10 protein-coding genes and 2 riboswitches are annotated in these 12,618 nt (G+C 65.4%); of the genes, 7 read left to right on the forward strand and 3 right to left on the reverse strand.

Translation table 11 applies throughout. From position 1 onward, the window contains the following. Positions 1-71: 71 nt before the first annotated feature. Positions 72-647 (forward strand): GNAT family N-acetyltransferase, encoded by a 576-nt coding sequence (locus ACILRA_RS11475; protein WP_395662234.1) that lies wholly within the window; start codon positions 72-74, stop codon positions 645-647. Positions 648-710: 63 nt separating this feature from the next. Next, entirely contained in the window at positions 711-4,022 is a 3,312-nt protein-coding gene (locus ACILRA_RS11480) for an EAL domain-containing protein (RefSeq protein ID WP_395662235.1), read from the forward strand. Positions 4,023-4,082: 60 nt separating this feature from the next. Here the strand turns inward: ACILRA_RS11480 and ACILRA_RS11485 are convergent, their stop codons facing one another. After that, positions 4,083-4,670 (reverse strand): YqgE/AlgH family protein, encoded by a 588-nt coding sequence (locus ACILRA_RS11485; protein WP_395662236.1) that lies wholly within the window; start codon positions 4,668-4,670, stop codon positions 4,083-4,085. A 77-nt stretch (positions 4,671-4,747) separates the two neighbouring features. On the opposite strand from ACILRA_RS11485, the gene ACILRA_RS11490 reads away from it, so the two are divergent. Beyond that, complete coding sequence (locus tag ACILRA_RS11490; RefSeq protein WP_395662237.1) at positions 4,748-5,506, forward strand: protein-disulfide reductase DsbD domain-containing protein; 759 nt, start codon at positions 4,748-4,750, stop codon at positions 5,504-5,506. Positions 5,507-5,541: 35 nt separating this feature from the next. Further along, complete coding sequence (locus ACILRA_RS11495; protein ID WP_395662238.1) at positions 5,542-6,036, forward strand: peroxiredoxin; 495 nt, start codon at positions 5,542-5,544, stop codon at positions 6,034-6,036. A gap of 137 nt (positions 6,037-6,173) precedes the next feature. Here ACILRA_RS11495 and rnhA read toward each other — a convergent pair whose 3' ends face one another. Further along, positions 6,174-6,620, reverse strand: a complete 447-nt coding sequence (gene rnhA, locus ACILRA_RS11500) for a ribonuclease HI (RefSeq protein ID WP_395662239.1) — start codon at positions 6,618-6,620, stop codon at positions 6,174-6,176. Beyond that, a complete protein-coding gene (ispH, locus tag ACILRA_RS11505; RefSeq protein WP_395662240.1) occupies positions 6,617-7,582 on the reverse strand; it encodes a 4-hydroxy-3-methylbut-2-enyl diphosphate reductase in 966 nt (321 codons plus the stop codon). The genes rnhA and ispH overlap by 4 nt, the downstream gene beginning before the upstream one ends. A 111-nt stretch (positions 7,583-7,693) precedes the next feature. Continuing rightward, positions 7,694-7,782: riboswitch (glycine riboswitch) on the forward strand. Beyond that, a riboswitch (glycine riboswitch) is annotated at positions 7,783-7,901 on the forward strand. It begins immediately after the preceding riboswitch. Positions 7,902-7,944: 43 nt separating this feature from the next. On the opposite strand from ispH, the gene gcvT reads away from it, so the two are divergent. Genes gcvT through gcvP form a run of 3 tightly spaced genes read left to right on the forward strand, consistent with a single transcriptional unit; the run spans position 7,945 to position 12,356 of the window. Beyond that, on the forward strand, positions 7,945-9,063 hold the full coding sequence (gene gcvT, locus ACILRA_RS11510) for a glycine cleavage system aminomethyltransferase GcvT (protein WP_395662241.1): 1,119 nt from the start codon (positions 7,945-7,947) through the stop codon (positions 9,061-9,063). Positions 9,064-9,072: 9 nt separating this feature from the next. Then, a complete protein-coding gene (gene gcvH, locus ACILRA_RS11515) occupies positions 9,073-9,441 on the forward strand; it encodes a glycine cleavage system protein GcvH (RefSeq protein ID WP_395662242.1) in 369 nt (122 codons plus the stop codon). 11 nt (positions 9,442-9,452) lie between these two features. Then, a complete protein-coding gene (gcvP, locus tag ACILRA_RS11520; RefSeq protein WP_395662243.1) occupies positions 9,453-12,356 on the forward strand; it encodes an aminomethyl-transferring glycine dehydrogenase in 2,904 nt (967 codons plus the stop codon). Positions 12,357-12,618: the final 262 nt, after the last annotated feature.

The following is a 12,618-nucleotide window of genomic DNA, read 5'->3' on the forward strand; positions in this document are numbered from 1 at the left end:
TCGGCGCGGTTGGCCACATCGGGCAGCTTGCGGGGTATGATGCCATCGCGCGGCACTTCGGGTGAGCTGACATGGCCTTTCTCCGCTCGCCCTTCGCCGCCGACCCGCCCCCGACCTTGCGGGATGGGCACGCGGTGATGCGCGTGCCGGACATGACAGATTACGAGCAGTGGGCCGGTTTGCGCGCCCGAAGCCGCGATTTCCTCACCCCCTGGGAGCCGGTCTGGCCCGCCAACGACCTGACGCGCACCGCCTTCCGCAGCCGCATCCGCCAATACTGGCGCGACATCGACGAGGACGCTGCCTACCCCTATTTCATCTTTGACGCGCAAGGCGAGGTGCTGGTCGGCGCGCTGACGCTCTCCAACGTGCGCCGCGGCGTGGCGCAGACCGGAACGCTGGGCTACTGGATCGGCCTTCCCCATGCACGGCGGGGCTACATGACATCGGCCGTGCGGCTGGCGGTGGATTTCGCTTTCCGCCACCTGGGACTACACAGGGTTGAAGCGAGCTGTCTTCCGCATAACCGCGCCTCGATCGATCTCCTGCGGAAATGCGGTTTCGAGCACGAAGGCCTGGCGCGGGGCTATCTCAAGATTGCCGGCGAATGGCGCGATCATCTTCTGTTTGCAAGGCTTTCCGACTGACGCTGTGGTAGGCATCGTGTATCATTCCTTGCCAAGGGATGGCGTGGGGGCTTAGTTGGCCGGATGATTTTCGCGACTGACAGGGCAGGGGGAGCTCTCGTCCGGTGCCTGCTGCTGGCGGTGCTGCTGTTGTTCGCGGCGCTTCTCCTGCCGCGCGCCGGGCAGGCGGTCGAGTTCGTCGATCTCGCCACCCTCGGCCAGCAGCGCGATCTTGGTCCCGTCCTCGGCACCGCCGATACCGACCAGCGCAGACTTGAGGTCGAACTCCCGGGCGCCACGTCCGCTGCGCGCCGCACGGTCATGCTGACGGCCCAGGGACCGGGGCCCCGCTTCAACTGGCTGGTTGCCGCCATCTCCAACAGCGCCGATGGCGCGCGCGAGGCGGTGATCACGATTCCCCACCAGCGCTTCCCGGGCTCGGGCTTCAGGCCGATGAAGCCCGCGGGGCCGCGGCTGCTCAGCGCCATGGTCTCGGGCGATGCGCAGATCGACCTGATCGAGCAACCCGGCGAGACCGCCTATGCCGTGAGCCTGCCCGCGGGCGGCAGCGCGGCGATCGCCTTCGAATTGGTCAGCCCCGGCCCGGCGCCGGTGACGATCTGGCAGCGCGGCGCTTTCGACTCCCGCAAGGATTATCTGTCCTTCTTCCGCGGCGCGCTTCTCGGCGTCTCCTTGCTGATGGCCGCGGCGCTCCTCGCGCTCTATGGCTTCCGGGCGCGCGCCCTGTTTCCGGTGGCGGGCGGTTTCGCCATCGCCGCCACGGCCTTCATGATGCTGGAGGCTGGACACCTGCCGGAACTCCTGTCGAGCCTTGCCATTCCTGGCTACAACCAGCAGGTCTTGCGCGCCTTCGTCGAGGGGCTGATGGCGGCCTTCCTGCTGCTGTTGCTGGGCTCACTCTCCGAACTGCAGCGGATATCACGCGTGGCGGGCACGCTGCTGATGTCGCTGGGAGGCCTCGCATTCGCCCTGCCGATCTACGGCTTCGCCGATCCGATGACGGCGGCGAGCATGGCGCGCGGCCTGTTTGCGGCAACGGCCGTGCTGGGCTTCCTGCTCATTGTCATTCTGTGGCGCAAGGGCGAGGTGAAGGCCGAGACGGCGCTCACCTCCTGGGGCGCGATCCTGATCTGGACGATCCTGGCGGTTGGCGCTGCCCTTGCGGTTAATCCGGATACCATGATGTCGGGGCTGCTGCAGGCGGGGCTCTGCGCGGTTCTTGTGGTGATCGGCTTCGCGCTCGCCCATCATGCCTTTGCCCAGGGCTTTCTCTCGCGCCACTTCTTCCGTGAGGCGGGCCGCCATCAACTCGCCATGGCGGGAGCACGCGCCTATGTGTGGGACTGGCAGCCCGGCGAGGGCGAGCTCTACGTGAGCCCCGAAATCAGCCGGGCGCTTGGCCAGCCTGCCGCCGGTTTCGAGAGTGCGGCAAGCGAGGCCATCCTGGAGATCATGCATCCAAGCGACCGGTCGGCCTATCTCGCCGCCGTCGAGCAATCGGCTTCCGGCGGGCGCACACCTGTCGAGCGCCAGTTCCGGCTGAGCCATGGCGAGGGCGGTTACCGCTGGTTCGAGCTCCGGGCCCGCGCGATCGTCGGCAATGGTCCGCGCGCGCAGCGCTGCATCGGTACGCTGGTGGACGTGACAGATGCCAAGCTGTCCGAGGAGCGCCTGCTGCAGGATGCCGTCTACGACGTGGTGACGGGGCTGCCCAACCGCGCACTGTTCATCGACCGTCTGGAGCGTGTCATCGCCTCGTGGAAGCCGGAGCAGGCTGGCGGGCTCTTCGTCCTGCTGGTCGATCTCGATCGTTTCAAGATCATGAACGAGGCGCTGGGCCACGAGGTGGGCGATGCGATGCTCTCGGTGGTGGGCCGCAGGATCAAGTCGGAAACCGGCATTGCCGACTCGATCGCACGGCTGCCGGGTGACAAGTTCGCCGTGCTGTTCCACGAAATCCCGGGCAGGCGCGATGTCGTGAGCTTCGCCGACGTGCTGACCAAGGCCGTGGCCCGCCCGATCAAGATCGACGACGAGGACTTCGTGCTCACCGCCACGATCGGCATCGCGCGCTACAGCGGTGAAGATGTCTCGGCCGAGATGCTGCTGAAGAATGCCTCCATCGCGCTGTATGAGGCGCGGCGCAAGGGCAGTACGCCGGTCGAGCTCTTCAATCCGTCCATGGTGGATGAGCGCGCCGAGCTGGTGATCCTCGAGGCTGAACTCCGCCGCGCCGTGGAGCGGGGCGAGTTCGAGGTCCATTACCAGCCGATTGCCCGGCTTGCCGACATGCAGCTTGCCGGGTTTGAGGCGCTGGTGCGCTGGCGCCACCCCAGCATGGGGCTTCTGGCACCGGAGAGTTTCATCGCGCTCGCCGAGGAAACCGGCATGATCCGCGACATCGGCCGGATCGTGCTGAACGAGGCGGGCCGCCAGCTCGGCATCTGGCAACGCTCCTACCGCGCATCCGAACCCGCCTTCTTGGCCGTCAACCTCTCCTCCTCGCAGCTGATCGAGCCCGGGCTGCTCGAAGACGTGAAGCAGATCATCAACCGCGAGGGGCTGCTGCGCGGCAGCTTCAAGATCGAGGTGACGGAATCCCTGGTGATGCAGTATCCCGAGCGCGCGATGCAGATCCTGGAGCGGCTGCGGGAACTCGGCGTCGGCCTCTCCTGTGACGATTTCGGTACCGGTTATTCATCCCTCTCCAGCCTCCGGAAGCTGCCCTTTGACACGCTGAAGGTGGACCGCAGTTTCATCGCCCATGAGGGCAAGGAGCAGCGCGCCGAGATCATCCTCAGCTCCATTATCGCGATGGGCCGTGATCTGGGCCTTGCTGTGGTCGCCGAAGGCATCGAGAGCCAGGAACAGGTGAACCGCCTGGGTGAGCTGGGCTGCGACTACGGCCAGGGCTTTTTCATCGGCAAGCCCATCACCGCGCGGCAGGTGAACGATTCGCTGGCAGGCCTTCCCTATGCCTTCTCCTCGGAGCGCACCGCCATCTCCTGGCTCTGGGAACGCAGCCAGAAGGACCCGCCACCCGAGCCCCGGCGGCGGTCAATGACCGGGCGCGATGTCGCGGCAGCACCCGAGGGCCAGCTTCCGCCGGACGGCAAGCCGCCGCGCGAGGCTGATTCGCCTGCACCCGAGCCTCCCCGGCGGACGTCCCTGAATGATACCGGAGAGCCCCCGGCGCCAGAGGCTGAACCATTGCCGCATGACGATATTGCCGGGCCGGCGCCGGAGGCTGCCGAAGGGCCGGGCGAAGCTCCAGCGCCTGCGGAGGCTGAGCGCGATGATTATCCGCCGCCACCTCCCGCGCCGCGCCGCCGCAAGGGCCAGCGCCGCCCGCCGGTGCTGGGTTTCGAGGAATAACAGAACATCCCTCGGGGCCAGTCGCGCCCGTTGCGTCATTGGGCACGGCCGCCAGACGCCTTATGCGTGGCCCAGGTCGCTCGAGAGCATGGCCGGATCGATGCCCAGCGTCTTCAATGCCGCTGCGTAGCGCGCATCAAGATCCAGGACGAAGAGCAGCTCCTCGTCGGCCTGGCAGGTGAGCCAGCCATTGTGCTGGATCTCGTTCTCGAGCTGGCCCGGCGCCCAGCCGGCATAGCCCAGCGCCAGCACGGCGCGCTCGGGCCCCTTGCCGCTGGCCATGGCCCGCAGGATGTCCACGGTGGCGGTAAGGGCGATGTTCCCGGCCACCGGCAGGCTCGAGTCGGCGGTGAAATAGTCGGCCGTGTGCAGCACGAAGCCGCGCCCCTGTTCCACCGGGCCACCGAACAGCACCGGCTGCGCCATCAGTTCCGCTGGCGGCTCCACCGTGGCCTCATCGCCGGTAATGTCGAGCTGCGCGAAGAGGTCGCCGAAGCTCATCATCGGGGTGGTCTTGTTGATGATGAGCCCCATCGCCCCCTGCTCGGAATGAGCACAGAGGTAAATGACGCTCCGGTCGAAGCGCGGGTCGCTCATGCCAGGCATGGCGATCAGCAGCTGCCCATCGAGATAAGGGCTCTTGGTCATGCCATTTTCCTTCGCGTGGCGCCCGCCCGGTGACGGCAAGGGTTGGCGGCGGGCCCGCTTTCTTCCATATAGGAGCCATGTGGTTCCGATCAATCATCGCGGGCGTGGCTTGTTCCCTTCTTGCAACGGGTGCGCTGGCGGAGGAAAAACCCTACCGCGTGTCGCTCATCGGCGATGCCTTCGACGGGCGGTCCTGGCGAACGGGCGTGCTCATCGAGCTTGCGCCCGGCTGGAAGACCTACTGGCGCATGCCGGGCGAGGCGGGCATTCCGCCTGAATTCACCTGGACGACCTCGGCCCCGGCCGGCATCCGCGTCGCCTTCCCGGTGCCGGCCCGCCACGCCGACCAGAGCGGCGAGACGGTGGGCTATGAGACCGAGGCGCTGTTTCCCGTCACGGTGACGCCGGACGCAGGAACCGCTCTCGACGTGTCGCTCGATCTGTTCTTTGCCGTGTGCAAGGACATCTGCATTCCCGCCTCCGCTCAGGCCGCGATCGCGCTGGGCCCGGTGATGCGTGATCCCCTCGGCAGCCAGCGCGTGGAACAGGCGTCTTCTGCTGTTCCAACACCGGGGACGGCGGTTGCCGCGGCCAGCGTGGTGCTGGAGGCCGGCCGCCCCGTGCTGCGGCTGGAGCTCAGGGAAAGGCCGGAGGACATTTTCGTGGAAACGTCCAGTGCTGCCTATTTCCGCGCCCCCGTATTCTCCGCCGGCGGGCGCGAGGCACGGCTCGCCATCGACAATCTGAAGGACCCGGCAAAGCTCGCGGGCAGCACCCTGCTGCTCACCTACCGCCTCAATGGCGTGGGGCTTGAACAGGCCGTGACCCTCCCCTAATCCTCCTCCCATCACAGCAAGCAAAGGACTCTTCCATGACCATCAAGCCCGGCGACAGGCTGCCCGCCATCGACTTCACCGTCACCACCGCTGAGGGGCCCCAGAAGATGTCCACCGACGTCCTCTTCTCCGGCCGCAAGGTGGTGCTGTTCGGGCTGCCCGGCGCCTTCACGCCGACCTGCAACATGAACCATCTGCCAAGCTTCCTGCTCGCCCATGACGACATCAAGGCACAAGGCGTCGACACCATCGCCTGCACCGCGGTGAACGACATCCACGTGATGAAAGCCTGGGGCAAGGCCACCGAGTCCGATGGCAAGATCCTGATGCTGGCGGATGGCAATGGCGAATTCGCGAAGGCCACGGGGCTCGAGTTCGACCTCACGGTCGCCGGCATGGGCCACCGCTCCAAGCGCTATTCGATGATCGTCGAGAACGGCGTGGTGAAGACGCTGAACATCGAAACCGAAAAGGGCGTGAATGTCTCTGGCGCCGAGACGATCATGCAGCAGCTGACGGGGAAGGCGTAGGCTCCCTCGTCTCTTTTTTCTGGCGTCATCCCGGCGAAGGCCGGGATCCAGCTTCCTTCTTTCCGCACGTGCTGAACCAAAGCTGGATCCCGGCCTTCGCCGGGATGACGGTATATTAGGGTGAGGTGGAGCATAGGCTACCGTCGCTTGAACGGCGCCATGCCCTCGCGCGCCAGCTCGTCGGCGCGTTCGTTGCCGTCGTGGCCGGCGTGGCCCTTCACCCAGTGCCACGATACCTGATGCGTTTTCAATGCCGCATCAAGGCGCTGCCAGAGCTCGGCGTTCTTCACGGGCTTCTTGTCAGCGGTCTTCCAGCCGTTCTTCTTCCAGCCGTGAATCCACTTGGTGATGCCGTCCTTCACATAGTTGGAATCGACATGCATCTCGACGGTGCAGGGGCGCTTCAGCGTTTCGAGCGCGGTGATGGCGGCCATCAGCTCCATGCGGTTGTTGGTGGTGTCGGCCTCGCCGCCGGAGAGTTCCTTGCGGCTCCCGTTGTAATCGAGGATGACGCCCCAGCCGCCGGGGCCCGGATTGCCGGAGCAAGCTCCGTCCGTATGCGCGATCACCTTGTTCGCGGTCATGCCGAGGGCTGAACCTCGCGCAGTTCGCGCGGCAACTTGAAGGAGACATTCTCCTCGCGCAGTGTCACCGTCTCCACCGTCACGTCATAATGCGCGCGGAAGGCATCGATGATCTCGTTGACAAGAAGCTCTGGTGCCGAGGCCCCCGCCGTGATGCCGATGGTGGAGAGGCCGTGGAGCGTTGTCCAGTCAAGCTCGCTCGCCCGCTGCACCAGCATGGAGCGCGGCGTGCCGTGGCGCTCACCCACCTCGACGAGGCGGCGCGAGTTGGATGAATTCGGTGCGCCAACCACCAGCAAGAGCTCGACGCGGCCCGCGATCTCCTTCACCGCCTCCTGGCGGTTCGTTGTGGCGTAACAGATGTCTTCCTTATAGGGGCCCTTGATGGCGGGGAAGCGCTTCTGCAGCGCCGCGATCACGTCCTTGGTGTCATCGACCGACAGCGTGGTCTGGGTGACATAGGCGAGCTTCTGCGGGTCCTTCACGGCCAGCGCCTCGGCATCCGCCACCGTCTCGATCAGGCGCACCGCACCGTCGGGAAGCTGGCCCATGGTGCCGATCACCTCCGGATGGCCCTTGTGGCCGATCAGGATGATCTCGAAGCCTTCCGTATAGTGGCGCTGTGCCTCCATGTGCACCTTCGTCACCAGCGGGCAGGTGGCATCAAGCTGGAACATGTGGCGGGCGGTGGCCGCCGCCGGCACGGATTTCGGCACGCCATGGGCGGAGAACACCACGGGCCGGTCGCCGTCCGGAATGTCGTCGAGCTCTTCCACGAAGATGGCGCCCTTGGCCTTCAGGTCATCGACCACGAACTTGTTGTGCACGATCTCGTGGCGCACATAGACCGGGGCGCCGTAGAGGGCCAGTGCCCGTTCCACGATGTCGATGGCCCGCACCACGCCCGCGCAGAAGCCACGGGGGGCGGCCAGAAGGATGGTGAGTGGCGGCTTCGTCGTCATGGCGCAAGAAATGCGGGGCCTGCTTGCGGATGTCAACAGCCGAGCACGGATTGCATGTCAGTCGCGCTTGACTTGTATCGCGAACGGCATAGTTTGAGCCCCGTTCAGCACAGCGCCCTGTGCGGAAGAGACCGGTTCACCCCGGCGCCGAAGGAGCAACCGCCCCGGAAACTCTCAGGCAAAAGGACCGGCAGGGCGTAAGTCCGAACTCTGGAGAGCAGCGGATCCAAGACAGGGGTCCGCTCACCGAAGGAGCAAAGCATCCGGTGTCGGAGTGACCGGATGTGAAATCTCTCAGGTCTCGTACAGAGGGGGCAGATCCGGTTTCGCCGGGTCTGGCCCAGCTTTGTCCGGAGACCTGAATGAGCGATGACGCTTCCAAACGAACATCCCTCTATGATGAGCATGTAAAGCTTGGCGCCCGCATGGTGCCCTTCGCGGGCTATGACATGCCAGTGCAATATCCCACCGGCATCATCGCCGAGCACAACTGGACGCGTGAGAACGCCGGTCTCTTCGACGTTTCCCACATGGGCCAGTGTGTGATCGCGGGCGAGAGCTTCGAGGCCGTGGCCAAGGCCATGGAAAAGCTGGTGCCCGCCGACATTCTGGGCCTCAAGCCCCGCCAGCAGCGCTATTCGCAGCTCCTCTCGGAGGAGGGCGGCACGCTGGACGATTTGATGATCACCCGGCATGACGAGGACGGCTTCCTCTATGTGGTGGTCAATGCCGGCCGCAAGGACCACGACTATGACTGGTTCGAGCAGCACCTGCCGCGCCGGGTGAGCCTGAAGCGGCTGGATGGTCTCTCCCTCATGGCACTGCAGGGCCCCAAGGCCGAGGCGGTGCTGGCCAAGCATGCCCCGCTGGTGCGGAACCTGCCCTTCATGCAGTCGGCGGACCTCGAGATCAACGGCATCCGTGCCCAGGTCTCCCGCTCCGGCTATACGGGCGAGGATGGCTTCGAGATCTCGGTCGCCAACGCCGAGGCCGCGAAGCTGTGGAACCTGCTGCTCTCCGACCCGCTGGTGAAGCCGGTTGGGCTGGGGGCGCGCGATTCGCTCCGCCTCGAAGGGGGCCTCTGCCTCTATGGCCATGAGCTGGACGAGACGATCTCGCCCGTCGAGGCCGATCTCGTCTGGTCGATCCAGAAACGCCGACGCACCGAGGGTGGCTTCATCGGCGCTTCCCGCGTGCAGAAGGAGCTGGCCGAGGGTGTCACCCGCAAGCGCGTCGGCATCAGGCCCGAGGGCCGGGCCCCGGCGCGTGACGGCACGGTGATCACCGATGCGTCAGGCCGCGAAATCGGCAAGGTCACCTCCGGCGGCTTCGGGCCCAGCGTGGGCGGGCCCATCGCCATGGGCTACGTCGAGACGCCGTCCGCCGTGCCCGGAACGAAAATCAATCTCATCGTGCGCGGCTCGTCCCTGCCGGCCGAGATCATCAAGCTTCCTTTCATTCCCAACCGTTTCAAGCGCTAGGAGACACGTATGACCGTCAAGTACAGCAAGGACCATGAGTGGGTGACCGTCGAGAACGGCATCGCCACCATCGGCATCACCAACCACGCCCAGGAGCAGCTGGGCGATGTGGTCTTTATCGAGCTGCCCGCCATCGGCAAAAACATCGCCGCGCATGACCAGGCCGCCGTCGTCGAAAGCGTGAAGGCCGCAAGCGAAGTCTATGTGCCGGTCTCGGGCGAGGTGGTCGAGGTCAACAAGGAGCTCGAAGGAGACCCCGCAATGGTGAACCGCGATGCCGAGGGCGGCGCGTGGTTCATGAAGGTGAAGCTGTCCAACCCGTCGGAGCTCGACGGGCTGATGGACAAGGCCGCCTATGACAGCTTCGTGAACGGTTGAGGTCTCACATCATGGCAAGCCGTTCCACCTTCGCCGAGCTCGAGCCCGGCGCCAATTTCGTCGCCCGCCACATCGGGCCGGACGAAACAGACACCGCCGAGATTCTGCGAAGCCTCGGCGCCAAGTCCCTTGATGACTTCATCTCCCGCGTGGTGCCGGACACGATCCGCACCAAGCGCCCGCTGGAGATGAAGAAGGCCATGCCGGAGCGCACGGCCCTCTCATACTTGCGCAAGATGGCGGACCGTAACGACGTCTTCGTCTCCATGATCGGCATGGGTTACTATGGCACCGTCACGCCGAAGGTGATCCTGCGCAACGTGCTGGAGAATCCGGGCTGGTACACGGCTTACACGCCCTACCAGGCGGAGGTGAGCCAGGGCCGCCTCGAGGCGCTCTTGAACTTCCAGCAGATGATCATCGACATGACGGGCCTCGAGATCGCCAATGCCTCGCTCCTCGATGAGAGCACGGCGGCAGCCGAAGCCATGTCCATGGCCAAGCGTGTGGTGAAGACGTCCGCCAACTGCTTCTTCGTCGACCGTGACACGCACCCGCAGACCATCGGCGTGATCGAGACACGCGCTCGCGCCTTCGGCTATGACGTCGTGATCGGCGATCCGGCGAAGGACCTGAAGCCGGAAACGGTGTTCGCTGCGCTCCTCTCCTATCCCGGTTCCTCGGGCGAGGTGCGCGATTATCGCGGTGTCATCGCCAAGCTTCATGGTGCCGGCGCGCTCGCCATCATGGCCACCGACCTTCTGGCGCTGGCGCTGCTGACGCCACCGGGAGAGCTGGGGGCGGATATCGCCATCGGCTCCGCCCAGCGCTTCGGCGTGCCGATGGGCTATGGCGGCCCGCATGCCGCCTTCTTTGCCACCAAGGATGAATACAAGCGCGCCATGCCGGGCCGCGTCATCGGCGTCTCTGTTGATTCGGAGGGCCACCGCGCGCTGCGCATGGCGCTGCAGACGCGCGAACAGCACATCCGCCGCGAGAAGGCGACAAGCAACATCTGCACGGCACAGGTGCTGCTGGCGGTGATCGCCGGCATGTTCGCGGTCTACAACGGCCCCAAGGGCATCGCCAAGATGGCCGAGCGTACGCACCGCCTGGCTGAGATCTTCGCCGCCGCAGTGAAGGGCTTCGGCTTTGAGGTGCAGACGAAGAGCTTCTTCGACACGGTGACGATCCATGCGCCGGGCCGCGCTCACGCGTTGTGGGCGAGGGCCAAGGAACAGCGCATCAATCTGCGCTTCGTCGATGCCGATCACTTAGGCGTTTCCTTCGACCAGTCGGTGAGGCGGCAGGAGCTCGAGCGGCTGCTCAGCGTCTTCCGTACCGACGCGCTGGAGCGGATCTCGATTGACGCCGTCGACAAGGGCCTGACGGAAGTAATCCCGGAGCCCCTGCGCCGCACGTCGAGCTATCTCACCCATCCGGTGTTCTCGATGTATCACTCGGAAACCGAGATGCTGCGCTACCTGCGGCACTTGCAGGTGAAGGACGTGGCGCTTGATCAGGCGATGATCCCGCTTGGCTCCTGCACCATGAAGCTCAACGCCACGACGGAGATGATCCCCGTCACCTGGCGCTCCTTCTCGATGCTCCATCCCTTCGCCCCCCTTGAGCAGGCGCAGGGCTATATGCAGCTCTTCGAGGAACTGGAAGAGATGCTGGCGGAGATTACCGGCTTCGACGCCGTGTCGCTGCAGCCCAATGCGGGAAGCCAGGGCGAATATGCGGGCCTTCTCGCCATTCGCGGCTACCATGAATCGCGTGGCGACGCGCATCGTGATGTCTGCCTCATCCCCGTCTCGGCGCATGGCACCAACCCGGCCTCCGCCGTCATGGCGGGCATGCGGGTGGTGGTCGTCGCCTGTGACGAGCACGGCAATGTGGATGTCGCCGACCTCAAGAAGAAGGCCGCCGAACATGCGGCCAATCTCGCAGCCCTCATGATCACCTATCCCTCGACGCATGGCGTGTTCGAGGTGGCGGTGAAGGAGATCTGCGAGGCCGTGCACGCCCATGGCGGGCAGGTCTATCTCGACGGCGCCAACCTCAATGCGCAGGTGGGTCTCGTCAGGCCAGCGGAACTGGGCGCGGATGTCTGCCACATGAACCTGCACAAGACCTTCTGCATCCCGCATGGCGGCGGCGGCCCCGGCATGGGTCCGATCGGCGTGAAGGCGCACCTGGCACCTTTCCTGCCGGGCCACAATGTGGTGACGGGTGTGAACCCCGCGGCGGGCCGCAACCAGTCTAGCGGAGCTGTCTCGGCCGCCCCCTGGGGCTCTGCCTCGATCCTTCCCATCTCCTGGACTTACATCGCCATGATGGGCGGAGAAGGGCTCACGCGGGCCACCATGATGGCGATCCTCAACGCCAATTACATGGCCAAGCGCCTCGATCCGCATTTCCCGGTGCTCTACAGGGGCCCCGGCGGCTTTGTGGCGCATGAGTGCATCATCGACCTGCGCTGGCTCAAGGAGCGGACTGGCTTGAGTGTGGAGGACGTCGCCAAGCGCCTCGTCGACTATGGCTTCCACGCGCCCACCATGTCCTTCCCCGTGCCGGATACGCTGATGATCGAACCCACAGAGTCCGAGTCCAAGCGCGAGCTTGACCGGTTCTGCGACGCCATGATCGAGATCGCGAAGGAGATCGCCGAGGTGGAGGAGGGCAAGGCCGACAGGCTCGACAATGTGCTGAAGAACGCGCCCCACACCCACCGCCTGCTGCTTGGCGACTGGAAGCACCCCTATTCCAAGGAGAAGGCCTTCTTCCCCTTGAAGGGCCACCCGAACGACAAGTACTGGCCGCCCGTGGGCCGCGTGGACAACGTCTTCGGCGACCGCAACCTGGTGTGCACCTGCCCGCCCATGGCGAATTACATGGAGGCGGCGGAATAGGGGTCTTTGATGATTGTCCCCTTCTCCCGTCGCAACGCGATGGGAGAAGGTCCCCGAAGGGGGGATGAGGGCCTCTGTCCACCTGTCGTGCCAGTTGAAAGAGCCCTCATCCGGCCTGTCGGCCACCTTCTCCCATTGCTTCGCAACGGGAGAAGGGAACGGGGCAGGCAGCTCGCTCGATTCCATGAATTCCCTTCTCCCGTCGCAACGCGATGGGAGAAGGTCCCCGAAGGGGGGATGAGGGCCTCTGTCCGCGAGCCAT

Origin of the sequence: Aestuariivirga sp. (assembly GCF_044239095.1) — a bacterium.
Taxonomy (GTDB): domain Bacteria; phylum Pseudomonadota; class Alphaproteobacteria; order Rhizobiales; family Aestuariivirgaceae; genus Aestuariivirga.

What these genes read in the sequence shown, in the direction of transcription:
- ACILRA_RS11475 (WP_395662234.1), top strand. Translation starts at nt 72, where the DNA reads ATGGCCTTTCTCCGCTCGCCCTTCGCCGCCGACCCGCCCCCGACCTTG.
- ACILRA_RS11480 (WP_395662235.1), top strand. Translation starts at nt 711, where the DNA reads ATGATTTTCGCGACTGACAGGGCAGGGGGAGCTCTCGTCCGGTGCCTG.
- ACILRA_RS11485 (WP_395662236.1), bottom strand. Translation starts at nt 4,670, where the DNA reads ATGACCAAGAGCCCTTATCTCGATGGGCAGCTGCTGATCGCCATGCCT.
- ACILRA_RS11490 (WP_395662237.1), top strand. Translation starts at nt 4,748, where the DNA reads ATGTGGTTCCGATCAATCATCGCGGGCGTGGCTTGTTCCCTTCTTGCA.
- ACILRA_RS11495 (WP_395662238.1), top strand. Translation starts at nt 5,542, where the DNA reads ATGACCATCAAGCCCGGCGACAGGCTGCCCGCCATCGACTTCACCGTC.
- rnhA (WP_395662239.1), bottom strand. Translation starts at nt 6,620, where the DNA reads ATGACCGCGAACAAGGTGATCGCGCATACGGACGGAGCTTGCTCCGGC.
- ispH (WP_395662240.1), bottom strand. Translation starts at nt 7,582, where the DNA reads ATGACGACGAAGCCGCCACTCACCATCCTTCTGGCCGCCCCCCGTGGC.
- gcvT (WP_395662241.1), top strand. Translation starts at nt 7,945, where the DNA reads ATGAGCGATGACGCTTCCAAACGAACATCCCTCTATGATGAGCATGTA.
- gcvH (WP_395662242.1), top strand. Translation starts at nt 9,073, where the DNA reads ATGACCGTCAAGTACAGCAAGGACCATGAGTGGGTGACCGTCGAGAAC.
- gcvP (WP_395662243.1), top strand. Translation starts at nt 9,453, where the DNA reads ATGGCAAGCCGTTCCACCTTCGCCGAGCTCGAGCCCGGCGCCAATTTC.